The sequence below is a fragment of the Collinsella aerofaciens genome, assembly GCF_005845035.1.
GTDB classification, from domain to species: Bacteria; Actinomycetota; Coriobacteriia; order Coriobacteriales; family Coriobacteriaceae; genus Collinsella; species Collinsella aerofaciens_I.
The window spans coordinates 1-22,888 of the sequence record NZ_SPFO01000024.1 but is presented as its reverse complement, the minus strand read 5'-3'; the positions used below and the strand labels follow the sequence as shown (position 1 = coordinate 22,888).

Sequence of the window (22,888 nt, the reverse complement as noted above, 5' to 3'; positions counted from 1 at the left end):
ATAGGGACTGATTTGCGGTCGATTGGCCAAAAACAGTCCCTATTTCACCGCAACTGATAGGCGCGCCCCGTTCGCTGCTGCGGCCCCCGGTTCTCCTCATTGCTGGATTTCGCTCAAAAACTCAGCGGCGACTTCGTTGCTTTTGAAACGGATGCTGCGGTCTTCTTTCTTGGGGAATGCCAGCAGCGGGATAGTCCCGTACCAGACAGTTTCCTCGTCAATCACGGCCGCGCACAGCCGCCCTTTGGCCTTGACGGAATAGTCGACGTTCATCTCGGCAAAAATCGCTTTCGCGTCATCGCGCGGAGGTGAGGCAACATAAACCTCAAGGATAATCCCACGGGCGGCTGCGCCTGCGAGTGTGGTGGTGAGTTTCGTGAGGCATGCGGCGGATGCGTAGGATGCGGCTATGAAGGCACTCTTTGTGGCACCGGTGATGTCTTTAATTAATGCCTCAATAGCGTTTGCCGGCTCTATGAGAATGTTGTAATCGGGTTGCTCGCTGTCCTCTGCTGAATAAATTTCGTACCCCAACTTGGCGTACGTCTTGAGTCTTTTCTGGTACATGCGGGCGAGCATGGGTATCGACAGGTCAATGTAGTCGAATATCTCAACCTGTTGCTTGCCCTCGTGGCTTCTATGCAGTCTGCCCACCTGCTGCGTTACGCTGCCGTCCCAAGATATCGGCGTGGCAATGAAAAGGGTGTCAAGGTAGGACAGATCGAAGCCCTCGCTCAGAAGGCTTTCGGTGGCGACGATGATTCGATGTTCATGCTCAAAGCCGGGAAGACTGTTCAGTATCGCTTTTCTTTCTTTGGCGCCGATTTCTCCGGTTAAGAGTATGGGCTCGTGTCTGCGATCATTAAGCAACCTGAACAGTTCCTCAGCATGCTTTTTCCTTTTGGATAGTATGAGCGGATGTCGACCGTTTGACGCTGCTTCGAGGGCGTCATCGACAATCAATTCGTTTCTTGCCGCATGTGCACACAGCATATCGAGAATCTGATTGAAGCTTGCATCCGGCTCGTAGGCGGATAGCCGAATGCCGGTAAATCTCGGTCGAACGATGCGCTGGATGCCCTGCTGAATTGCCTGCGTTTTTGGATCGATGACATAGCGAAGCGGGCCGCAGAGCATCGAGAGCGCCCGCGTGAGTCCGTCGGAGCGCTCGGGTGTCGCGGAGAGGCCATATATATATTTGGCTGGAGCGGACTTGAGGACGAGCTCGAGCTGTGGCGCGGCAGCATGGTGGCATTCGTCGCAGATAATGAGGCCGTAATTACGAACAAGGTTCTTAACTATCGGCTCCCCGGTTTGGGAGTCTTTGCCAGATAGCGACTGAAAGGAAGCGACGTCGATAAGGCCGCTGACGGCGGTTTTGCCCCCTCCGATTTGTCCAATAAGGGGAGGTTGCTTTTTGCTGATTCGTCCTTTTGGCGTTCGGACCGGCTCTCTGGTGTCCGTAATGTCGAGAAATCGTTCGAGCTGCGATTTCCATTGGGCTATGAGCGCGGTCTTTGGAACAATGACGAGCGCCGGAAGACCAACGGCGGCAATAAGATAAGCTCCGATGACGGTTTTACCGAAGCCCGTTGGCGCAGACATGATTCCGTCTTCGTATTCAAGCATCTGGTCGGCGGCAATTTGCTGTTCGGGATGAAGGGTCCCTTTGAATGCCATCTCAATTGGATTGCCCGTGCTACGTTCGTCTGAATAATGGGCAGTAACGTGGGCTTCTTGAATCAGCTGCTCAAGTTGGGCTTTGCAGCCTCTGGGAATCGCGACGCGGCCATCTCTAAGTTCGCTGAGGTCTATGAGTCGCGGTTTGCCGAATACTGATTGATGCATAGATTGCGCACGGAAGAACTCCGGGTTGGCAAATGTCGCAAGCCTGCGGATTTCCATTTGAGCTGCCGGGCTCAGAGACTTTTCGGGGATGTAGAGCATATCGGCTTGTGTGACGGGCAGGTTCGAGGGGAAGTCTCGTGGCGTGAGCGGGAGCCGCTTTCGTGGCTTTTGGACATTGCGCCTGGTTTTGTTTGTCGCTGCAGCTGTTGCTATTCCAAGCGGTTTGTTTTTGGTGTCCTCGATCAGACGATCCACCGTCGCACGCGAGATTAGTTGGATTTGCGAAAGGTAAAGCCATTGGTCGGGAAAGGGCTCGAATCGTTCGTCAACAAATACGCTGTTTCCTTCCCGCTGCGCTTTTCCCTGAAAGGGCAGCGCAATGAGATTTCCAAAGCCGCCTTCAGGAATGGTGGACTGCGCGGGTATCATTCGGTCAAAGGCTTCGAAGGTGATTGTCTTGTTGAGTGCCGCTGCTTCGGCGATAAGGCAGCTACCGAAATCTCGTGCTGTCTTTGCGTTTATAGGTTCTAGGAAGAAAAACCAGATATGCGCGCCGTTGCCTGACCTTGATCGCTCGACCGCAGCGTTAATTCCATGGTTTTTTACGACAAGCCTGATAGCGTTTGTCGCTTCTTTCCAATCGGCTTTGTCAAAATCAATGACAAGGACATTTGTGTTGCAGTCTCTGTCGAGAACATATTGACCTATGACGTCCCGGAGCCTGTCGTCGCTGCCTTTGAAATGGGCGATAATGGCGGCATCGTTCAGCTCAAGGAATGTGCGGCTGCGACATTCAGCGCATTTAATTCTGTGATGGTTTGCTTTGGGGCAAATGCCTGACTTCCACTCATTTGCGCAGGCGGGTGTATAGCCGATGCCCCCGTCTTTTCTGCGATACCCGTGAGCGTGCACATCTTTGCGGCCGGTAAAAAGATTGCGAAAGAGCTCGAGTTTGTCGCGCGCTGGGCTCGCGCTGGTAACGATGCCCTCGGTCTGTGCACGTTCGCCGAAAGATTTGCCGGCTTTGTCCCATTCTTCGAGTGTTGCGTAACGGATGTCTGGACCGTTGCTACAGATTACGATCTGCTTACGCGGATCTGAAGCGTGGACAACCGTTTTATTGAGTTTGAATAAGGCGTTCCCGAAAAGGGCGTATTGATGCACGGCGTTGCTCATTTGAATGCCATTCTTGTCAGCGTTCATTGGGATGAGGGTACGTCATTTCAGCTTTATGAGATACACGACTTCGATTTTGGTTCGGTAATAGTGGGGTACCGATCCGTGAGTGGCAATTAGCCGGTGCCAAAACGTGCGGCGGCTGTTGTTAAAGGTGTTTTGGCGGCTATGGGGCGTGTTGGCGGCGTGGGGAGGGGTCCTCGAATGACTCCGTGGTCAAATAACGTCAAATATGAGTACTGTTGTTAATGTAGTCTCATAACATTTGGTAAGAATAGAATACCAATTCCACATTATTCTATATATCTAACCCACTAAACACGGAATTTTGAGCCTTGGCAAGACGTGGAATTGATCGAAATGATCAATTCCGGCGAGATTTTGCTGCTACTAATTTGGTGGCGGTACTCATATTTGCCATTTTTTGTCCAGTGGGTACCGCGAGGGGCCTGTTCGACTGGCTCAACGGGCCGGTGATGGATGCCGGCATGATCAGCCCACTCGATCCAGACCTTGTCCACATTACCGACGACCTCAACGAAGCCGTCGACATCGCCCTGAGCGGGCTGATGTAGGGTAGGTAAAATGGGACGGGGCTAAAAGACTGGTCTGAAACGTTTGATACCAGTCTTTTTAGCCCCGTCCCAAATGAACTGCTTCTAAGTTGCGGTGGAATAGGGATTGATTTGCGGCTGATAAGCCAAAAACAGTCCCTATTCCACCGCAAGTGGTAAAGGTGCCCCTAGTGGATGGGCTGGTAGCGGGGGCAGTAGCTGATGGCGATGGCATCGACGCCTACGTGGGTGGCGATGGTGCAGCCGATGGGGCCGGTGCCGGCGTCTACGTAGTCCTGGCCCGCGAGCGCCTGGTTGACGAGCTCCTGCTCCTCGGCGGCGCCGGTCGTGAGCACGCGCACGCTGGAGCCCGGATGCTCGGCCAAAAACGCGAGGCAGTCTGCCATGGTGTTGGCGACGATGCGCTTGGCGCCGCGGCCCTTCTTGATGGCCTTGATCTCGCCCGATTTCCACTCCGGCGAAACGGCCAGGCGAATATTGAGCATCTGCGTGAGCTGGCCGGCGAGCTTGGGCGCGCGGCCGTTCTTAACGAGGTTCTCGAGCGTGCGGGGAATCAGCAGCAGGTGCGCGTCGGGCAGGGTCGCGCGGATCTGTGCCTCGGTCTCGTCCAGGCTGCGATCATCCTCGCGCATGGCGAGCGCGTACTCCACCAGCAGGCCCTCGGCACCCGAGCCGGTTCGCGAGTCGATGCAGCGCACGTCGAGCTCGTGTGTTTCGGCCGTCAGGCTGGCGTTGGCATAGCAGGCGGACCACTCGCTGCACAGCGAGATAAAGATCGCGCTGTCGTGGCCATCGGCGCGCACGCGGTCAAACAGCGCCTTGAACTCGCCGGCACTCGGCTGCGAGGTATGCGGCAGCTGCTCGGAGCCGGCCATGCGGGCGACGTACTCCTGGGCGGTGATCTGTACCTGGTCGAGCAGGTCCTCGCCTTCGATAATCACATGCAGCGGAATGACGTAAATGCCGAGCTCTTGGGCGCGGGCGGGGGAGATGTCCGACGTGGAGTCGGTTATGATGGCAAAAGACATAATTGCACCTTTCGTTGGGGCGCGGCAGCGCCGCCTTCTGAGAGCAAAGTGCGACAAGTATAGTGGAGTCGTTCCACATTTATAGGTTCAATTGTTGAATAGTCAACTGTTTGAAGTGTCGGTGTGGAAATCGTCAACTGGGGAAGAGGGATGCCGATGGAGGCGCTGGAGATATGCAAGCGGCCGGTCGTGCTGTTTGATTTCGATGGCACGGTGGCAGATACGGGTCGAGCGGTGATGACCTCGACGCGCAAGACGTTGGCCGCGCGCGGGTTTTCGGAGGCGCAGATGGGTGACCTGCGTCGCATGATCGGGCCGCCCCTGTGGAAGAGCTTTCACGACTTTTATGGCTTCTCCCGCGAGGAGTCGCTTGTGGTGGCCGACGAGTACCGTGCCTTTTTTGATGAGCTGGGACCGGAAGAGTATCCCGTGTTCGATGGAATCCCCGAGCTGCTCGATGGCCTTGTCGCGCAGGGGCATCGCTTGGCCGTGGCGACGTCACGCATGGAGGCAAAGTGCATTGACATGGTGGGCGAGCTGGGGCTTTCGCAGTTTGAGGCGGTGGTTGGCATGAATCCGCCGCAGGGACGCGAGACCAAGGCCGATTCGGTTCGCGATGCCCTGGCGGCGCTCGGCGCGACGGCCGACGATGCCGTGATGATCGGCGATCGCTTTAACGATGTGGAGGGCGCGCACGCGATGGGCGTGCCGTGCATCGGCATCTATTCGGGCGCGGCAGCGCCGGGGGAGCACGAGGCCGCGGGCGCCGATGCGGTGGTGCACTCGGTGGCCGAGCTTGCTAAACTTTTCGCTATCTAATAGACATAATGTGAGGGGCGGGCGTACCCGTCGCTCATTGGTAAGGAGGTCGTCCATGAATCAGGTGGAGCAGAGCGTCGCTGAGTATGTCGACGAGGTCTGGGAGGATGTTGTCGCCGATATCGAACAACTGGTGAGCTATCCGTCCGTGGCCGTTGCTGCCGATGCGGAGCCCGGTGCGCCGTTTGGCCGCCCGGTCCGTGATGCGCTCGATTGCGCGCTCGGCATTGCGCAAAAGCTCGGCTACCAGACGAGCGACGACGAGGGCTATGTGGGCATTGCCGATATCCCGGGTCGCGGCGACAAGCAGCTCGCGACCATCTGCCACGTGGACGTGGTGCCCGCCGGCCCCGGCTGGAACACCGACCCGTTTGCGATGGAGCGTCGCGAGGGCTGGCTGCTCGGCCGTGGCGTGATCGACGACAAGGGCCCGGCGGTGTTGTCGCTTTATGCCGGCGCGTACCTGCTCAAGCACGGCATTGTGCCGCGCTATACCTTCCGCGCGCTGCTGGGCTGCGATGAGGAAGTGGGCATGTCCGACGTTCACCATTATCTGGAGAACCACGCAGACCCCGACTTTCTGTTTACGCCCGATGCCGAGTTCCCGGTCTGCAATGCCGAGAAGGGCCAGTTTGGGGCGACGTTTGTGAGCCCCAAGATCGACGGCGGGCGCATCGTGTCGTGGAGCGGCTCCGAGGCGAGCAATGCCATTCCGTCGCAGTCCATCTGCGAGCTTGCGATTGCCGCCGATGAGTTGCCGGCGCCGGTCGAGAACGCCGATCGTCTGGAGATCACGGCGCTTGATAATGGCCATGCGCAGATTTTCGCCCACGGTATCGGTGGCCATGCTTCGATGCCCGAGGGAACGATCAATGCCGTCGGCCTGATCGTGTCGTATCTGCGCGAGGCCGAGGACGCGTTTGGTGCACGCGACGAGCGCCTGCTGACGCCTGCCGAGCATGAGTTCGTCAAGTTCCTGGCCTTTGTGTATGCGGATGCCTATGGCCGCGGCCTAGGTATCGATGCGACGAGTCCGGCGTTTGGCCCGCTTACCTGCAACGCTGGAGTCATCCGCGTGGCGGATGGCCATATTGAGCAGGTCATCGACGTGCGCTTCCCCGACAGTACGAGTGCCGATACCATCCGCGAGCAGCTCGACCCGCTCGTGGGCCGTTTTGGCGTGACGTGCCAGCTGGGTCGCGCGAAGGTGCCGTTCTCGGTGTCTGCCGACGATCCGGCCGTGAAGGCGCTTATCGATACCTATAACGAGTTCACCGGCAAGCATGCTGAGCCCTTTGCCATGGGCGGCGGCACGTACGCGCGCAACTTTGCCCGCGCCGTCTCGTTTGGCCCCGAAGAGACCGGCCTGGAGCTGCCCGCGTGGGGCGGCCAGATGCACGGCCCCAATGAGTGCGCCAACGAGGAACAGCTTAAACAGGCGCTCAAGATCTATATTGTTGCGATCCTCCGTTTGAATGAATTAGAGCTTTAAGGTCTCGCGGTTTCCCAATCTAAGTTGCGGTGGAATAGTTCCTAGAATGGGCCATTTGATGGCCAAGCAGGAACTATTTCACCGCAACTTTGTTTTTATTGGTGTAAAAGGTGCGCCATGTTCGGCGCTGGATTGTTATCCGTTTGTAAAGGCTGGACAGAGCTTGCGGTAAGGGTCTATCAGATGCCCGTAAAAAACCGCAGTTGGCGCGGGCGCTGCCCGGTCGGGGTCGTATCTTTCCAAACAGCAAAGCGGGCAGGGTGCCCGCGAGTCGCATGTATGAAAGGAAGATCATGCTCGATCAGGCTTATTCTCGTCGTCAGTTCCTCGGCCTCGCTGGTGGTCTTGTCAGCATCGTCGGTCTCGGTCTCGTTGGCTGCGGCGGCTCCGGCGCATCCGACGCCGCCGACAAGGGTAGCGCCGCTGCTGCCGAGTCCGTCTCCGGCGAGGTGACCTACGACGGTGCCTCTTCGTTCCAGGCTCTCGTCGAGGCCGCTGCCGAGAAGTTCATGGATGCCAACCCGGACGTCTCCGTCTCCGGCTCGGGCAACGGTTCGGGCAAGGGCCTGACCGCTGTCGCCGCCGGCACCGTTACCATCGGTAACTCCGACGTCTTCGCCGAGACCAAGCTCGAGGCCGACCAGGTCAAGAACCTCGTCGACCACGAGGTTGCTGTCGTGGGCATGGGTCCTGTTGTCTCCAAGAACGTCAAGGTCGACGACCTGTCCCTCGAGCAGCTCAAGGGTATCTTCTCCGGTCAGATTACCAACTGGAAGGAGGTCGGCGGCGGCGACGCCACCATCGTCGTCCTCAACCGCAAGGCCGGCTCCGGTACCCGCGCCACCTTCGAGGCCGCCGTCTTTGGCGACGAGACCGTCGACTTTAAGGGCGATGCCGAGCTCGACAAGTCCGGCGACGTCCAGACTCAGATGGGCAGCACCGACAACGCCATCTCCTACCTCGATTTCTCGCACTTCGATGACTCCAAGTTCAAGGCCATTAAGGTCGAGGGCGTGGAGCCCAAGAGTGCAAACGTCACCGACGACTCCTTCAAGATCTGGGCTACCGAGCACATGTACTGCGCAAAGGACGCCGACGACGCCACCAAGGCCTTCCTGGAGTTCATGCTTTCCGACGACGTGCAGGGCAAGCTCGTCGAGGAGCAGGGCTTTATCCCCGTCTCTGCCATGAAGGTCGTCAAGGACGCCAGCGGCAAGGTCTCCGCTAAATAAGTAATCGCCCCGGAAAGGTTTGCAATGGCAAAACAGCTGCCAAAGCGCGACCTTGAGAACGTGGGCCTGGGCGTCACGGGCGCGTGCGTAGCGCTCGTGACGCTTGTCGTTGCCGCGCTCATCTTTATGGTCGCCCAAAAGGGCCTCTCGGCTTTTGTCAAAGACGGCGTCTCGGCCGTCGAGTTTTTCACCGGCACCAAGTGGGACCTGGCCAACACGGCCGAAAACGGCCTGCCCTACACCGGCGCCCTGCCCCTGATCGTCACCTCGTTTGCGGTCATGGTGCTCTCCACGCTCATCGCGTTGCCCATCGCCATCGGCTCTGCCATCTTTGCGGTCGAGATCCAACCAAAATTTGGCTCCAAGATCTTTCAGCCGCTTATTGAGCTTTTGACCGGTATTCCCTCGGTCGTTTTTGGCTTGATCGGTTTTCACGTGGTCGTCGGTCTTATGAAGAGCGTTTTCCACGTGAGCACGGGCCTGGGCATCTTGCCCGGCGCCATCGTGCTGGCGGTCATGATTCTGCCGACGATGACCACGCTTTCGGTCGATGGCCTGCGCGCCGTGCCCGACGGCTACCGCCAGGGCTCGCTCGCGCTGGGCTACACCCGCTGGCAGACCATCTGGCACGTGGTGCTCAAGTCCGCCATGCCGTCGCTCATGACCGCGGTTATCTTGGGCATGACCCGCGCCTTTGGCGAGACGCTCGCCGTGCGCATGGTCATCGGCGGCATCGAGGCCATGCCGACGTCGCTGCTGTCGCCGGCGTCCACCATCACCACCACGCTCACCACGTCCATGGCAGTCTATGCCGAGGGCTCGGCCCAAGACGATGTTCTGTGGGCGCTCGGCCTGCTGCTGATGGGCATGAGTCTCATCTTCATCCTGATCATCCACCTTATCGGCCGCAAGGGGGCGAAGGCTCGTGGCTAGCACGCGTATCCACATCGACGAGGCGAGGCTCGGGCGTGTCCAAAAGCAGGACCGCTTCGCCACGGGCGTGTTGACGGCGATCGTCGCCATCGTCATGCTCATCGTCGTCTCCATGGTGGCCTATATCCTGTTCGAGGGCATCTCGACGCTGTTCCAGCCGGGCTTTCTCACGGAGCCGTCGCGCGCCAACGGAACGCAGGGCGGCGTGCTCTACCAGCTGTTCGACTCGTTCTACCTGCTGCTGATCACCCTGATCATCTCGGTGCCCATCAGCCTGGGTGGCGCGGTCTTTTTGGTTGAGTACGCGCCGGACGGACCCATCCGCGACATCGCCTCCACCGCCATCGAGACGTTGTCCTCGCTGCCTTCCATCGTCGTCGGCATGTTCGGTTTTCTGGTGTTCTCGGTGCAGCTGGGCTGGAAGTACTCCATCATCTCCGGCGCCGTCGCGCTCACCATGTTCAACATCCCCATCCTGGTGCGCGTGATCCAGCAGGCGCTCGAGGACGTGCCGCAGGCCCAGCGCGATGCGTGCCTGGCCATGGGCCTCACTCGCTGGGAGGCCACGCTGCACATCCTGATCCCCGAGGCCATGCCCGCCATCGTGACGGGCATCGTGCTTTCGGCCGGTCGCGTGTTTGGCGAGGCCGCAGCACTGCTTTTTACCTCGGGTATGAGCTCGCCGGTTCGCCTGAACTTCTTGAGCTTTAACCTGTCGAGCCCCACCTGCGCTTGGAACGTGTTCCGTCCCGGCGAGTCGCTCGCCGTGCACATCTACAAGATCTATGGCGAGGGCAGCCCCGAGGCCCAGCAGATCGTCTGGGGCACCGCTGCACTGCTGATGATTTGCGTGCTGCTGTTTAACGTAATCGCCCGCATTGTGGGCAAGCAACTGGCAAGGAAGATGACGGCCGAATGAGCGAGATGAATGTAACGCCCGCAACCGAAGCGGCATCGTCCGACACCCGGGACTTCCTGTCGAGCGTGGGGGAGAGCGAGAAGCGCGTGCGCGTGAGCGGCAAGGCCGTGAGCGACGAGGTTGTGCTCTCCACCAAGGACGTCAACGTGTACTATGGCGACCACAATGCACTGCACAATACGTCGCTCGACTTCCACAAGGGCGAGATCACGGCGCTCATCGGGCCTTCGGGCTGCGGTAAGTCGACCTTCTTACGCAGCCTCAACCTGATGAATCGCGAGATTCGCGGCTGCCGCGTGGAGGGCGAGATCAACTACCGCGGGCGCAACGTGAACACCAAGACCGAAAACACCTACGAGCTGCGTCGCTCCATTGGCATGGTGTTCCAACAGCCCAATCCTTTCCGCAAGTCCATTCGCGACAACATCACGTTTGCACCCAAACGCCACGGCATTACCGACCGCGACGAGCTCGACCATATGGTCGAGGAGAGCCTGCGCGGCGCGGCGCTGTGGGACGAGGTCAAGGACAAGCTCGACAAGAGCGCCTACGCGCTTTCGGGCGGTCAGCAGCAGCGTCTGTGCATCGCGCGCACGCTGGCGCTCAACCCCGACGTGATCCTGTTTGACGAGCCCTGCTCGGCGCTCGACCCCATCTCGACGCTGGCGATCGAGGACCTGATGTCGTCGATCGTTGCCGACCGCGCCATCGTTATCGTGACGCACAACATGGAGCAGGCGTCGCGCGTGTCCAACCGCACGGCGTTCTTCTACATGGGCGATATGGTCGAGTACGACGAGACTGACGAGATTTTCCAACGGCCCAAGGACAAGCGGCTGAATGATTACCTCACTGGCATGTTCTCCTAGTTCGGGACATGCTTGAGGCCCGCGGCGGCCACGGTTGCCGCGGGACTGATTGGAGAGGCGGGTCATCTCTTGCGTGAGATGGCCCGCCTTTTTGCTCTGCGACCGAAACGACCACCACAAAGGGGACAGGCACCTTCGTGGTGGTTTGGGGTGAGGCTCGCTGCTATCATGGACAACGTTGAATTTCTACGAAGGAGCAGGGCATATGGCGATTCTTTTGGGATGCGATTCCGTCAGCCTAGAGTTTCCCACCAAGCATATTTTCGATAGCGTGACGCTCGGCGTGGGCGAGGGCGACCGTATTGGTATCGTCGGCAAAAACGGCGACGGCAAGTCGACGCTGCTGAGCGTACTCGCCGGCACGTTGGAGCCCGACGATGGTCGCGTGACGCATCGCCGCGACACGACGATCGGATTGCTCGGCCAAAAGGACAACCTGGCCGATACCGACACCGTGCACCATGCCGTCGTCGGTGACACGCCCGAGTATGAGTGGGCCTCGAGCCCGCGTACGCGTCAAATCCTGGCCGGCCTTATTAGCGATGTGCCCTGGGAGGGCACGGTGGGCGAGCTTTCGGGCGGCCAGCGCCGCCGCGTGGACCTCGCGCGCCTGCTGATCGGCGACTACGACGTGCTTATGCTCGACGAGCCCACCAACCACCTGGACATGCGCACCATCAACTGGCTCGCGCGTCACTTAAAGGCCCGCTGGCAGCGCGGCCAGGGCGCCATGCTCGTGGTCACGCACGACCGCTGGTTCCTGGACGAGGTCTGCACCAGCATGTGGGAGGTCCACGACGGCCGGGTTGATCCCTTCGAGGGCGGTTACTCGGCCTACATCCTGCAGCGTGTGGAGCGCGACCGCATGGCTGCGGTTACCGAGGAGCGCCGTCGCAATATGGCACGCAAGGAGCTCGCGTGGCTGAGCCGCGGTGCCCAGGCGCGCTCCACCAAGCCCAAGTTTCGCGTGGACGCCGCTCGCGAGCTCATCGCCGACGTACCGCCCGTACGTGACGAGCTGGAGCTCAAGCGCCTGGCGGTGAGTCGCCTGGGCAAGCAGGTTATCGACGTGGTCGACGTGGACGCTGGCTATGCGGATACCGATGGCGCGCCCAAGCAGGTACTTTCCGACGTGACCTGGCTCATCGGAGCGGGCGACCGCTATGGTCTTTTGGGCGAGAACGGCGCTGGCAAGTCGACGCTGCTCGACGTGATTCAGGGCAAGATTGAGCCCACGCGCGGCCGCGTGAAGATTGGCCAGACGGTGCGCTTTGGCGTGCTGTCGCAGCAGCTCGAGGAGCTCGAGCCCTACATGGGCGACACGATCCGCGAGGTTCTCGGCAACTATAAGAAGTACTACGTCATCGACGGCAAGGAGACTTCGCCTGAGAAGCTCTGCGAGCGCCTGGGCTTTACGACCCAGCAGCTCTGGAGCCGCATCGGCGATCTTTCGGGCGGCCAGCGCCGTCGCCTGTCGCTGTTGCTGACGATCCTGGACGAGCCCAACGTGCTTATCCTGGACGAGCCCGGTAACGACCTGGATACCGATATGCTCGCGATTGTCGAGGATCTGCTCGACGGCTGGCCCGGCACGCTGATCCTGGTGACGCACGACCGCTTCTTGATGGAGCGCGTGACCGACCAGCAGTGGGCGCTGCTTGACGGCCATCTGACGCATATGCCCGGCGGCGTCGACCAGTACCTGCGCCTGTGCAACGCCACCGCCGAGGGCGAGCCCGTGGGTGCGCCGAGCGCCAAGACCGGCACGTTTGACACCGGTGCCGCGGCGGCTGCGGCCGAAAAGCCCAAGTCGAGTGGCCAGCCCAATGGCCTTTCCAACGCCGAGCGCCAGAAGCTCCGCCGCGAGGTGAGCTCGCTCGAGCGCAAAATGGAGACGCAGCGCGCCCGCGTGGAGGAGGCCGAGGCCGCGATGGCCCAGGTCGACCCCACCAACTACACGGCGCTGGGCGAGCAGCAGGCAAAGATCGACGAGGCTCACGCCGCCATGGACGAGCTGGAGATGGCGTGGCTCGAGGCGAGCGAGAAGCTCGAGGGCGAGGAGTAGGCAAGGATGATCAAGGCTGCGTTTTTCGATATCGACGGCACGTTGCTGAGCTTTAAGACCCACCAGATTCCGGCGTCGGCGCAGCAGGTACTCGACAGCTTTCGCGAGCAGGGGATTGCGTGCATAATCGCCACGGGTCGCCCGACCTACCAGATGCCGGATTGGCTGTTCGACTTGGGTTGGGATGCGTACATTACGCTTTCGGGTCAGCACTGTTTTGATGCCAAGGGCGTTTATCGCAGCTGCCCGATCGATTCGGACGACGTTGCGGTGATTGTGGACCAGGTGGCGCAGGGACGCTACGACTCACTGTGCATGCAGGGCGAGAATTCGTTTGTGAACCGTCTGTCCAAGCGCGTGGTGGCGGCTGCCGACAATGCCGGAATCTCGTATCACGAGGAGCCTTTTGAGCATGCTTTCGACGCGCCGGTTTACCAGTTCTGCGCCTTTGTGGACCCGGTCGACCAGGGCATAGTTACCGATGTCCTGTCGCATTCTACAACCACGCGCTGGTGCGACCTGTTCTGCGACATTATTCCGGCCAACGGCGGCAAAGACCTGGGCGTGGCGGCGACGCTGGAGCGGCTTGGTATCGACGCGAGCGAGGCGATTGCCTTTGGCGACGGCGAGAACGACCTGTCGATGTTTGCCGCCGTGGGCACGAGCGTGGCCATGGGTAACGCACAGGACACGGTGAAGGCTGCGGCGACCTATGTGACGACTGCCGTGGACGACGACGGCATCTACAACGCCGCGAAGCACTTTGGATTGATGTAACTGCGGGCCGGCACCCGGCGCCTGGGGACACTCCTTGCGGGGCGTCCCCATTTTGTTTCGTCCCGCACGTTTTGTGAAACACGGCTAACTTTTAGACAAAGTAGTAAGACATGGGCAACTTTTGCGGTAAAGTTAGCCGTGGAAAGTATCCAAAGGCTAACTAGCAATCATCGCGAAAGGCGGCCCATGGCCCTACGTGAATCCGGAGAAGACTATCTCGAATCGATCTACGTTCTGTCGGAACGTCAGGGCATCGTGCGCTCGATCGACGTTGCGGAGTACCTCGGCGTAACCAAGGCGAGCGTTTCCAAGGCCATGGCGACGCTGGAAAGCAACGGCTATGTCGAAATGGGCAAGCGCGACGTTCATCTGACGGAGCGTGGTCTGGAGGTCGCTCGCCAAATGTGGGAGCGTCACTGCTTTTTCGTGGGGCTGCTAGAGGATGCGGGTGTTTCGGCTGAGGTCGCGTCGCAAGAGGGCTGCCACATGGAGCACTGCCTGAGCGAGGAAAGCTTTGAGAAGCTGAGGGCGATGTTGGGCCGGGAAGATGTAGCGGGTCAAACAACAGAAGCCTAACTGACCCACAGTAGCGCGGAGTTCACGCAAGGCGCGAACCAGCGACTGGGACCAGCGGCCCTTTCGGCCAAGTCCATTTCAGCAAAGGAACCCTGCCAGCAAGCGATGCCCAAGAACCGCCTGCGATGTTACCGCAGGCCGGGACCGGGCTTGGTTTTGAAAACACTCCGCAGCGCGAGGCCCGCCTTTCCGTTGCTCCGCAGGAGCAGGAAGGACGGGCCTCATGCGCGAGGACGTTTTCAAAACCAAGCCCGGTCCCGGCCGGATAGCCCAAGAACGCTACAGGTTCTTGACACCCATCGCGCGCATGGCGTTCAGGATGGCGATGATCGCCACACCCACATCGCCGAACACAGCAAGCCACATGTTGGCGATGCCGAGCGCTGCCAGCACCAAAATCAGCAGCTTAATGCCCAGCGCAAAGATGATGTTCTGCCAAACAATCGACATGGTCTTGCGCGCCACGCGGATCGCGCGGGAGATGTTGGACGGCTTGTCATCCATGAGCACGACGTCCGCCGCCTCAATTGCGGCGTCCGAGCCCATAGCGCCCATGGCGATGCCAACGTCTGCGCGGGTAAGCACGGGTGCGTCGTTGATACCGTCGCCGACAAAAGCGAGCTTGCCCTTGCCGCTTTCGCCCGCGAGCAATGCCTCGACGCGCTCGACCTTGTCGCCCGGCAGTAGCTGCGCGTGGAACTCGTCGAGCCCCAGCCGCTTAGCCACAGACGCCGCAACCTCCTCGCGGTCGCCCGTGAGCATGACGGTGCGCTTGACGCCGGCGGCGTGCAGGTCGCGAATCGTCTGCTCGGCATCGGCCTTTATGGTGTCGGCAATTACAATGTGGCCGGCATAGATGCCATCGACTAGCACGTGGAGGATGGTGCCGACGACCTCGCAATCGGGCGCTTCGACTCCGGCCGCGGCGAGCATCTTTGCGTTGCCAACGACGATGTGCTTGCCGTCGATGGTTGCCGTCACGCCGTGGCCCGCGTCGTTGGCGGAGTCGCTAACGCGCTTGGGGTCGACCTCGCCCTGGTAGGCGACACGCACGGACTGCGCGATGGGATGGTCGGAGAACGACTCGGCAAGGGCGGCGACCTCGAGCAACGACTGCTCGGTATAGCCGGCTTCGGGGTGTACCGCCACGACCGAAAACGTGCCGTTGGTGAGCGTGCCGGTCTTGTCAAAGACGACGGTGTCCACATCGGCGAGCGTCTCGAGGTAGTTGGAGCCCTTGATGAGGACGCCCAGCTTGGATGCGCCGCCAATGCCGCCAAAGAAGCTGAGCGGGACGCTAATCACGAGCGCGCACGGGCAGCTGACGACCAGGAAGGTCAGGCCGCGCAGGATCCAGTCGGACCAGGCGCCGGTGACCAAGCCGCCGCCGAGCGCGAGCACCGCGGCAGCGCCGGTGACGGCGGGCGTGTAGATGCGGGCAAAGCGCGTGATGAAGTTCTCGGTGCGCGCCTTCTTTTCGCTGGCGTTTTCTACGAGCTCCAGGACGCGCGCGACGGTGGATTCGCCAAATGGCTTGGTGGTGCGCACGTGGATGAGGCCCGTCATGTTGATGCAGCCGCTGATGATGTCGTCGCCGGCCTTGGCGGGGCGGGGGACTGACTCGCCCGTGAGCGCGGCGGTATCGAGCTGTGTCTCGCCTTCGACGATGACGCCGTCGATAGGCACGCGCTCGCCGGGCTTGACGACGATGACGGTGCCCACGGCGATGTCATCGGGGAAGACCTGCTCGAGTGTGCCGTCGGGTTGCTCGACGTTGGCGTAGTCGGGCGCGATGTCCATCATGGCGCTGATCGACTTGCGGCTCTTGCCCACGGCGTATGCCTGGAACAACTCGCCGACCTGGTAGAACAGCATGACGGCGGCGCCTTCGGCCATGTGCGGGTCGGTGTCGGGGAAGAGCACCATGGCAAACGCGCCGATGGTTGCGACTGCCATAAGGAAACTCTCGTCGAAGGCCTTGCCGCGGCGGATGTTATTGAATGCCTTTTGCAGTACGTCGTAGCCGGCAATCAAAAACGGCACGAGGAACAGTGCGAAGCTGGCGTAGATGTCGCCCGGGGTGCCGAATGCGGCAGTGAGGGCGCCGAGCTCATCGAGGGCGTACACCACGGCAAAAATGCCCAGCGCTACCAGGATGCGGTTGCGCTTATGCTCGAGTGACTCTTTTTTCTTGCGCTTCTTCTTTTTCTTCTTGGGGTCGGCGGTGGCCATGACTCGTATCCTCCCATTTGAATGTATGAACACTCGCTCATATAATTTCGCGAGCAAAGGCCGCAGCAAGCGCGGTCTTGTGGGTCAGCGTAAACCTGGGCTAGAGAATGATCTCGCAGTCCGGCTCGGCGTCGGCGGTAAACTCCACGACGCGATCGAGGACCTCATCGAACTCGGCGTCGTCGGCTTCGAGCGTCAACTTCTGGGTCATAAAGTTGACCGAAACGGACTTGACGCCATCGAGCTTGGCCAGCTCGTCCTGAAGCTCACGCGCACAGTTGGCGCAGTCGATCTCGTCGAGTTTAAACTGCTTTTTCATGGTGGGTTCCTTTCCCTGTTTTTGCGGCTTGGGTGCAGGCCGCGCTGGTACCGTGGTTGGTTGCTATTCGCAGATATGGCTCATGCCCTGGTTGAGCATGGTGTAGACGTGATCGTCGGCGAGCGAGTATAGGATGTTGCGCCCGTCGCGCCGGAATTTAACCAGGTGCGACTGCTTGAGTGTGCGCAGCTGGTGCGACACCGCGGACTGCGAGGTTTCGGTCGCTTCGGCGATGTCTGCCACGCAGAGCTCGCGGCCCATGAGGGCATAGAGGATCTTGATGCGCGTGGTGTCGCTGAAGACCTTGAACAGGTCGGCGAGGTCGTAGAGAAGCTCCTCGTCGGGAAGGTCCTCGGGCGAGCAGGTGGTGGGGATCGCGGGTTCGGTGGCCTCGATGTCGGGTTTCGTTTCATCAACGCGGATGCTCATTGCAATATCCTTTCATATGAACATGCGCTCATATAACTTGCTTCCGATTATATGAGTGTATGTTCATATGTCAATGACGTTCAGGTAATTCGTTGCACAAAATGATGGGGAATAGTGGACGAGATCCCGGACTGAGCGGTTTTGATAGCCGATGCCGGGGTGGGTGCCCCTGAGCCGTGCAAAAATTGGAGTATTCTGCAACGATAGGGGGTCCGCTAATTTATTGCAGGCCATATAATGCAGTTCAAGAGTTATCTTAGGGTGTTAATCCGATGAGTTCTTCCTCAAATGTTGCCTAACGCTCTAACGCAAGAGTGATTTCGCTTCACATTTGGATCCACTCGAGGGTGATAGACACCCGGCTCTGCTGAATACTCGCAATTTTGCACGTCGCTAAGGTGCCCACCTTGTTAGCCGGTCTAGCTTCCGGCCCCGAAGATCCTGCCCTCGGGCGCGAGGCTGCTTGTTTGGGCAAATGATGGGCTGTCGGATTCGACTGTCTGCATGTCATCGATTGCCGGAACTTCATTAATTGTCGGGTCATCCAGCGTGATGCCTTCGAGTGTTGCTTTTTCGAGGTCGATTCGTTGACGATCTTCGGAATCCTGGCGAAGCTGCTTCTGAATTCGCTTTTTCTCTTCTATAAATCTTCTGAGTACAAACTGCCTCAGGTCTTCTTGCATGATTTGAAAGTCTTTTGGCAGACGCGAGGGGCGTATGCCCTCTTTTCGTTGGATCGCCTCCATGACCCTAACGAAAGCGCTGGCATGCATAAAGGAATAACGACTGACGGTGATGATTCCGTATCCCATGGACGCAAGCGCATTCTTGCGTTCCTCATCGATGGCGCGGTCTTCTTCCGCGTCATGATAAAAACCGTTGTATTCAATGTCTGTGCGAGATTTCTTTAGATACGCATCCATAAAGAACTTCTTGCGTCTCGTGAGATTCTTTGCGGCAGCGGTGACCTGCACCTCGTAATCGGTCTCAATTCCCTTAATACCAAGCCCTCCTTCGCTTTTGGGCAGCGTTAGCATCATGACAAATGCCGTTTCCATGGGAGACCGGCATCCGTCGCGTACACATTGGATCGCCTTTCGGGCAAGGGCCAAACCGTCGCATCTGGTAATGGAATTAAAGAACTGCTTTAACCTCTCGGTCGAGGTGAGCGCGAAACGCTCGGTATAGGAGGTGGAAGAGTCGGTTCCAAGGGAATAAGCGCCGCACAGTTCAAAGTAGTACTCCACTAGTTCGCGAAAAGAAAGATAGGTGGCGGCCTGAAGTGCGCAAAGCTCAACGCCAACAATGAAGATGCCATCTTTGAGCTCTATAAAGCGTGAGTTCGAGAATCGTTTTGAAGATACGTGGCATTGACAGTTCATTGCATAGCGCGCATTCCTGCGATCAAACACCATCACCTCGAGAGAACCATTTGCGTCGAGGGAAACATCATGTTTGGTGAGCCATTCTGCGGCTGCGTCAAGGAGCGTTCCGGTGGGACATGATCCGTAAATCGCGGCAGGGTTACAGGACTCGATGCCTTTCGCAGACACCGAATGCGCGGCCTGGTAGACCGCTTTTGCAGTGGTATGTGACAATACGATACTCATGCTATATATCGTGTCAGCTAATGCCGTGTTGATGGCGCTGAGTGGAAAAGTCGTTTTAGAGGTCTAACCAAATGCTGTCCAAAAGCTTGACGCAATTATGAGTTGGTATGCCCTAAATAAAAGTTTTCGCAGCTTAGCTATAGCATATAAATACTCAATTGCCGCACATTTGATAGTGATGCATCACCATCCGACAACGAATTACGTGTCGGGAATTGGCCGAAATCGTTCAAAATGAGGGTTCAGAATTTGTGATGGCTGATCTATCTGTGGAACGTAGGGCGGCCCCGCTGCGGGGTTTCCCGCTGCGGGGCCGCTCGTGAACGGGGCCATGCTTGTCGCAGGCGTTTCTACTTGGCAAACAGGTTCTTGAGGTTGAACTCGGCTTGGACGGTGCGGAGCATGAGGTCGGTGTCGTCGAGGCCCAGGTGCTGCTCGTTGGCGTCGGCGGCGAGGGTGCCGCGGCGGCGGGCCCAGTTCTCGAGCGCGGCGGGCGCGGATTCGCGGGGGAGCGAGCGGACGTCGGCATCCAGGCTGCGGCAGATCTGGCGCGAGTCGATGACGATGATCTTGCCGGCGCGGCGTGCCTCGGCGTAACCGTCCAGGTGGATCTTGAACCAACTGTCTTCGAACGCGGCGTTATGCGCCATGTACGGGTACTTCTTCATAAGCTTGAGCAGCTGCTTCTGCAGTTCCTTGTTCTCGCGGAACGGCTTTTTGCCGTCGATGTCGTCCCAGGTGATGTGGTGGATATTCGACAACGGCACATCCTCGCCGCGGTAGATGTCGGGCAGGCCGCAGTAGTGTGCCTCGGCGTCGTGCGGGACGGCGTCGCTGGTGAGCTCCATGATCTCCCAGCCCACGTTGATGATGTAGCCGCGCTCGGGTGCACGGCCGGTGGTCTCGATGTCGATACCGAGCACGGTGCCCTGGATGGGCTTGCGGGCGTAGGCCACGCCGAGCGCGTCGCGGTCGCCGCGGATCTCGCGCATGACCGACGCGGCGGTGCGCTTTTGCATCTTACCGATGGCCGCGCAGGTGTCGGCATCGGACAGGCCGCGCGAAAGCGTCGCGGGCGTCACGTTGCGCAGGCGTGCCTCGCCAATCTGGTCGCACAGGTCGCGGTTGCGGTCAGCCAGGTCGCGCACGGTGGCAAAGTCGAAGCTGGGGTCGCCCTCGGCGGTAAAGTACTCGGTTTCGAGCACCTTAAGGGCCTCCTCGCCCTTCTGGCGCTCGGACTCCATGGCGCCGTGATCGCCATAGATAAACATGGGAATAAACGGCTGGCGCTCGTATTCGAGTGCTTGTGAAACGTTCATATAACTGCTCCTTGGATGGGCCGCGTCGTGCGGCTCAGGGTCATTAAGATGTGGCGAGATGATAGTTTACCATGGGCAACTATTGGCATCGCGCCTAGGACAACTACAATACCCTAGTTGACCGCTAGGACTTTTACAATGCTGCCGAAAGACACGAAAGGTTCCATCCGTCATGGATTTGCTGATTGATATTCTGCTCGACGCCGGCAAGGACACGCTCTCGCTGGTGCCGTTCTTGTTGGTGACATATCTGGTTCTCGAGACGCTCGAGCATGTGGCGGGCGATCGCGTTAACGGCGCCATCAAGCGCGCCGGCGCCGCTGGTCCCGTGGTTGGCTCGTTGCTGGGCATGGTGCCGCAGTGCGGCTTTTCGGCAATGGCGGCCACGCTGTACGCCGGTCGTGTCGTGACCTTGGGTACGTTGGTGGCGGTGTTCCTTTCGACCTCCGACGAGATGCTGCCGCTGCTACTTGCCGAGCAGGTTCCCGTGCAGACTATGGCGATGCTTTTGGCTTCGAAAGCGCTGATCGCACTGGTCACGGGCTTTATCGTAGATGCCGCCATTCGCGGTCTGCGCCGCAACGCTCGCGCGCATGCGGCGATTCGCCGTACCGTGCTGGGGACCGCTGCCAATCCGGCTCATGTGAACTGCGCGCACGACGACCATACCGGGGGCGACATCATTGATGAAGTGGCCGAGGCGGGCGTGAGCGCCGACCACATCCACGAGTTATGCGAGCGCGACCATTGCGGTTGCGATGAAGACGAGAACGAGCACGAACACGGACATGGACACGATCACGGTCATGAGGGCGAGCATGAACACCATGATGGTCATGCTCACTCCCATTCCCACGAAGGGACGCCTGTCCTGTCGATCATCCGCAGCGCCATCTCGCACACCGTGCAGGTATCGGTATTCATTTTTCTGGTGACGCTGATTCTGGTCGCCGTGCTCGAGACCTTCGGCGAGTCCGTGATTGAGCAGTTCCTGCGTGGCAACGAGACGCTCGCCGTCCTGGGTTCGGCGCTTGTCGGCCTGATTCCCAACTGCTCGGCCAGCGTCGTCATCACGCAACTGTACCTGGAAGGCGCGCTGCAGCTGGCCCCGATGCTCGCCGGCACGCTCATCTCTGCCGGTGTGGGCTACCTGGTGCTGTTCCGTACCAACCGCAGCGCCCGCGAAAACGTCCTGTTCCTGATCATGATGTACGTCATCGGTGCCGGCTGGGGCCTCATCCTATCCGCCTTCGGCCTCTAAGTGGGCCTAACAAAACGGGCTTCAAAATAGCCATGCTCGGCGCCTGCACAATGCGGCGACGCATGGCATTTTGAAGCCCGTTTTTTGTTGAGCCATGGATTTTGAGCGCTCACGCCGCCTAAAGCAAAATAGCAGATTTCCGGACATGTCCCAAAAATCTACCTTGGTTAGCGCAGCAGCTCGGTGAGGTTGCGCTTAAAGCGAGCGCGGTCTTCGCTGGTGAAGGCTGCCGGACCGCGAGTGCGTCCGCCGGCGCGGCGCACCCTCTTTTCCTCGTGGCGAATAAACAGCTGCATGTCGATGGTTGCTTTGTCGTACACACGCCCGCGCACGCCGATAGCGGCGGCATCGCGCCCGAGCACCATGCTCGCCAAGCCAATGTCCTGCGTCACGACCACGTCGCCCGTCTGCAGGCGTTCGATAATGGCAAAGTCGGCGCTGTCGGCGCCCACACTCACGTCGAGCGTCGTGACCCAAAAGCCGCGTCGCGCGTGCTCGGCATCGCGCGGGTCGTCGCGGCGAATATGCCGTTCCAGGTTTTGCGTGCTGTTGCCGGCGATAACAACGGCGACGCCCGCCCGCCGCGCGCAGTCAATCGACTCGCGCGTGACCGGGCAGGCGTCTGCATCAATAAAGAGCGTTCGCGGCATCTAGTGCACCAGTTTGCCAAATTGAACAGCGCGAACAATCAACGTTACGCCAAACACCAGCAGCGCGGCGCCGCTAAAGATGACGAGCATCTTGGCCGACCACAGCGGATAGATAAACACGAACATGCCGGCGATGATTGAGAGTGCGCCGCTCAGGATGGCGAGGGCGCGGTTGGACGAAAGCTCGGACTCCAGAATGGACATGACACCTTCGACAATCCAGCCAAAGCCGGCCACGATAACTACCATCGTGGTGAGCGTCGCGGTCGAGAAGGCCTGGTTGCGCAGGATTATGACGCCGCCCAAGATAATGAGTAGGTTGGAGATGATGCTCGTCACGCGCCAGCCGGTGGGCAGCAGCGGCTCAAAAATGGCAGTGAACAGCCTGATGGCAGCAGTGATTACAAAGTAAAAACCCAAGACAGTCGTCAAAAAGATGAGGGACTTGGCGGGTGCAAAAAGCAGCGCGATACCAGCAATGAGCGCTAAGACGCCCGTGATGGCGTAGATCCAGCGTACGGCCTTGACGGCTTTGCCCGCCATGCTTTTCTCGTCAAATCCAAACTGGCTCGATTTTTGATCATCGTTCTTAAAGATGCCCATAATGTCTCCTTTCCGTGCGGCGTAAGCCTTGATCGTTACAACTAGTATCGCCTAAAGGCGCTGGCGTATGGGTCGGGGATGTTAGCGCCGGGCGATTTTAGCCGCTAATAGTCAAACTATTTTGACCAATCCCGGTCACCGAATAATGGCCACCGT

20 protein-coding genes are annotated in these 22,888 nt (G+C 59.4%); 11 read left to right on the top strand and 9 right to left on the bottom strand.

The features are described from left to right. Nucleotides 1-96: 96 nt before the first annotated feature. Nucleotides 97-3,024, bottom strand: a complete 2,928-nt coding sequence (locus FGQ67_RS09125) for a TOTE conflict system archaeo-eukaryotic primase domain-containing protein (protein WP_171025289.1) — start codon at nucleotides 3,022-3,024, stop codon at nucleotides 97-99. Between the two features lie 431 nt (nucleotides 3,025-3,455). On the opposite strand from FGQ67_RS09125, the gene FGQ67_RS09120 reads away from it, so the two are divergent. Beyond that, complete coding sequence (locus FGQ67_RS09120; protein WP_212746029.1) at nucleotides 3,456-3,599, top strand: hypothetical protein; 144 nt, start codon at nucleotides 3,456-3,458, stop codon at nucleotides 3,597-3,599. 167 nt (nucleotides 3,600-3,766) lie between these two features. On the opposite strand, the gene FGQ67_RS09115 is transcribed toward FGQ67_RS09120, so the two are convergent. Then, on the bottom strand, nucleotides 3,767-4,627 hold the full coding sequence (locus FGQ67_RS09115; protein WP_138341552.1) for a DegV family protein: 861 nt from the start codon (nucleotides 4,625-4,627) through the stop codon (nucleotides 3,767-3,769). Nucleotides 4,628-4,783: 156 nt separating this feature from the next. Between FGQ67_RS09115 and FGQ67_RS09110 the strand changes: the two genes are divergently transcribed. The 9 genes from FGQ67_RS09110 (at nucleotide 4,784) to FGQ67_RS09070 (ending at nucleotide 14,309) form a co-directional block, all read left to right on the top strand. Next, the gene (locus tag FGQ67_RS09110) at nucleotides 4,784-5,446 is read left to right on the top strand and encodes an HAD hydrolase-like protein (RefSeq protein ID WP_249934442.1); all 663 of its coding nucleotides are present in this window, start codon (nucleotides 4,784-4,786) and stop codon (nucleotides 5,444-5,446) included. Between the two features lie 55 nt (nucleotides 5,447-5,501). Then, a complete protein-coding gene (locus FGQ67_RS09105; RefSeq protein WP_138341548.1) occupies nucleotides 5,502-6,938 on the top strand; it encodes a M20 family metallopeptidase in 1,437 nt (478 codons plus the stop codon). Nucleotides 6,939-7,231: 293 nt separating this feature from the next. Further along, nucleotides 7,232-8,170, top strand: a complete 939-nt coding sequence (locus tag FGQ67_RS09100) for a phosphate ABC transporter substrate-binding protein (RefSeq protein WP_138341546.1) — start codon at nucleotides 7,232-7,234, stop codon at nucleotides 8,168-8,170. 24 nt (nucleotides 8,171-8,194) lie between these two features. Continuing rightward, the gene (gene pstC, locus FGQ67_RS09095) at nucleotides 8,195-9,103 is read left to right on the top strand and encodes a phosphate ABC transporter permease subunit PstC (RefSeq protein WP_138341544.1); all 909 of its coding nucleotides are present in this window, start codon (nucleotides 8,195-8,197) and stop codon (nucleotides 9,101-9,103) included. Continuing rightward, nucleotides 9,096-10,022: a phosphate ABC transporter permease PstA gene (gene pstA, locus FGQ67_RS09090; protein WP_138341542.1), complete on the top strand. Its 927-nt coding sequence runs from the start codon at nucleotides 9,096-9,098 to the stop codon at nucleotides 10,020-10,022. Before pstC ends, pstA begins: the two co-directional genes overlap by 8 nt. Further along, nucleotides 10,019-10,891 (top strand): phosphate ABC transporter ATP-binding protein PstB, encoded by an 873-nt coding sequence (gene pstB / locus FGQ67_RS09085; protein WP_171025288.1) that lies wholly within the window; start codon nucleotides 10,019-10,021, stop codon nucleotides 10,889-10,891. Before pstA ends, pstB begins: the two co-directional genes overlap by 4 nt. Nucleotides 10,892-11,096: 205 nt before the next feature. Then, nucleotides 11,097-12,956: an ABC-F family ATP-binding cassette domain-containing protein gene (locus tag FGQ67_RS09080; protein WP_138341539.1), complete on the top strand. Its 1,860-nt coding sequence runs from the start codon at nucleotides 11,097-11,099 to the stop codon at nucleotides 12,954-12,956. A 6-nt stretch (nucleotides 12,957-12,962) separates the two neighbouring features. Then, entirely contained in the window at nucleotides 12,963-13,733 is a 771-nt protein-coding gene (locus FGQ67_RS09075; protein WP_138341536.1) for a Cof-type HAD-IIB family hydrolase, read from the top strand. A gap of 186 nt (nucleotides 13,734-13,919) precedes the next feature. Beyond that, a complete protein-coding gene (locus FGQ67_RS09070) occupies nucleotides 13,920-14,309 on the top strand; it encodes a metal-dependent transcriptional regulator (protein WP_138341533.1) in 390 nt (129 codons plus the stop codon). 279 nt (nucleotides 14,310-14,588) lie between these two features. Here the strand turns inward: FGQ67_RS09070 and FGQ67_RS09065 are convergent, their stop codons facing one another. From FGQ67_RS09065 to FGQ67_RS09045, 5 genes are all read right to left on the bottom strand, one after another. Further along, a complete protein-coding gene (locus FGQ67_RS09065; RefSeq protein WP_171025287.1) occupies nucleotides 14,589-16,541 on the bottom strand; it encodes a heavy metal translocating P-type ATPase in 1,953 nt (650 codons plus the stop codon). A 100-nt stretch (nucleotides 16,542-16,641) separates the two neighbouring features. Next, complete coding sequence (locus tag FGQ67_RS09060) at nucleotides 16,642-16,860, bottom strand: cation transporter (protein ID WP_006235433.1); 219 nt, start codon at nucleotides 16,858-16,860, stop codon at nucleotides 16,642-16,644. 63 nt (nucleotides 16,861-16,923) lie between these two features. Further along, nucleotides 16,924-17,289 carry an ArsR/SmtB family transcription factor gene (locus FGQ67_RS09055; protein WP_055285819.1) on the bottom strand — a complete coding sequence of 122 codons (366 nt, stop codon included), beginning with the start codon at nucleotides 17,287-17,289 and terminating at the stop codon, nucleotides 16,924-16,926. A gap of 419 nt (nucleotides 17,290-17,708) precedes the next feature. Beyond that, nucleotides 17,709-18,899, bottom strand: coding sequence for a hypothetical protein (locus FGQ67_RS09050; RefSeq protein ID WP_138341531.1), 1,191 nt, complete (start codon nucleotides 18,897-18,899; stop codon nucleotides 17,709-17,711). Nucleotides 18,900-19,249: 350 nt separating this feature from the next. Next, on the bottom strand, nucleotides 19,250-20,218 hold the full coding sequence (locus FGQ67_RS09045; protein WP_006235437.1) for a 3'-5' exonuclease: 969 nt from the start codon (nucleotides 20,216-20,218) through the stop codon (nucleotides 19,250-19,252). Nucleotides 20,219-20,390: 172 nt separating this feature from the next. On the opposite strand from FGQ67_RS09045, the gene FGQ67_RS09040 reads away from it, so the two are divergent. After that, nucleotides 20,391-21,479 (top strand): putative manganese transporter, encoded by a 1,089-nt coding sequence (locus FGQ67_RS09040; protein WP_138341530.1) that lies wholly within the window; start codon nucleotides 20,391-20,393, stop codon nucleotides 21,477-21,479. 167 nt (nucleotides 21,480-21,646) lie between these two features. On the opposite strand, the gene FGQ67_RS09035 is transcribed toward FGQ67_RS09040, so the two are convergent. Then, a complete protein-coding gene (locus tag FGQ67_RS09035; RefSeq protein WP_138341527.1) occupies nucleotides 21,647-22,129 on the bottom strand; it encodes a YaiI/YqxD family protein in 483 nt (160 codons plus the stop codon). After that, complete coding sequence (locus tag FGQ67_RS09030) at nucleotides 22,130-22,732, bottom strand: HdeD family acid-resistance protein (protein WP_138341524.1); 603 nt, start codon at nucleotides 22,730-22,732, stop codon at nucleotides 22,130-22,132. Nucleotides 22,733-22,888 lie beyond the last annotated feature (156 nt).

What these genes read in the sequence shown, in the direction of transcription:
- FGQ67_RS09035 (WP_138341527.1), bottom strand. Translation starts at nt 22,129, where the DNA reads ATGCCGCGAACGCTCTTTATTGATGCAGACGCCTGCCCGGTCACGCGC.
- FGQ67_RS09040 (WP_138341530.1), top strand. Translation starts at nt 20,391, where the DNA reads ATGGATTTGCTGATTGATATTCTGCTCGACGCCGGCAAGGACACGCTC.
- FGQ67_RS09060 (WP_006235433.1), bottom strand. Translation starts at nt 16,860, where the DNA reads ATGAAAAAGCAGTTTAAACTCGACGAGATCGACTGCGCCAACTGTGCG.
- FGQ67_RS09100 (WP_138341546.1), top strand. Translation starts at nt 7,232, where the DNA reads ATGCTCGATCAGGCTTATTCTCGTCGTCAGTTCCTCGGCCTCGCTGGT.
- pstC (WP_138341544.1), top strand. Translation starts at nt 8,195, where the DNA reads ATGGCAAAACAGCTGCCAAAGCGCGACCTTGAGAACGTGGGCCTGGGC.
- FGQ67_RS09110 (WP_249934442.1), top strand. Translation starts at nt 4,784, where the DNA reads ATGGAGGCGCTGGAGATATGCAAGCGGCCGGTCGTGCTGTTTGATTTC.
- FGQ67_RS09080 (WP_138341539.1), top strand. Translation starts at nt 11,097, where the DNA reads ATGGCGATTCTTTTGGGATGCGATTCCGTCAGCCTAGAGTTTCCCACC.
- FGQ67_RS09055 (WP_055285819.1), bottom strand. Translation starts at nt 17,289, where the DNA reads ATGAGCATCCGCGTTGATGAAACGAAACCCGACATCGAGGCCACCGAA.
- FGQ67_RS09115 (WP_138341552.1), bottom strand. Translation starts at nt 4,627, where the DNA reads ATGTCTTTTGCCATCATAACCGACTCCACGTCGGACATCTCCCCCGCC.
- FGQ67_RS09075 (WP_138341536.1), top strand. Translation starts at nt 12,963, where the DNA reads ATGATCAAGGCTGCGTTTTTCGATATCGACGGCACGTTGCTGAGCTTT.
- FGQ67_RS09105 (WP_138341548.1), top strand. Translation starts at nt 5,502, where the DNA reads ATGAATCAGGTGGAGCAGAGCGTCGCTGAGTATGTCGACGAGGTCTGG.
- FGQ67_RS09125 (WP_171025289.1), bottom strand. Translation starts at nt 3,024, where the DNA reads ATGAGCAACGCCGTGCATCAATACGCCCTTTTCGGGAACGCCTTATTC.
- pstB (WP_171025288.1), top strand. Translation starts at nt 10,019, where the DNA reads ATGAGCGAGATGAATGTAACGCCCGCAACCGAAGCGGCATCGTCCGAC.
- FGQ67_RS09030 (WP_138341524.1), bottom strand. Translation starts at nt 22,732, where the DNA reads ATGGGCATCTTTAAGAACGATGATCAAAAATCGAGCCAGTTTGGATTT.
- FGQ67_RS09045 (WP_006235437.1), bottom strand. Translation starts at nt 20,218, where the DNA reads ATGAACGTTTCACAAGCACTCGAATACGAGCGCCAGCCGTTTATTCCC.
- FGQ67_RS09065 (WP_171025287.1), bottom strand. Translation starts at nt 16,541, where the DNA reads ATGGCCACCGCCGACCCCAAGAAGAAAAAGAAGAAGCGCAAGAAAAAA.
- FGQ67_RS09050 (WP_138341531.1), bottom strand. Translation starts at nt 18,899, where the DNA reads ATGAGTATCGTATTGTCACATACCACTGCAAAAGCGGTCTACCAGGCC.
- FGQ67_RS09070 (WP_138341533.1), top strand. Translation starts at nt 13,920, where the DNA reads ATGGCCCTACGTGAATCCGGAGAAGACTATCTCGAATCGATCTACGTT.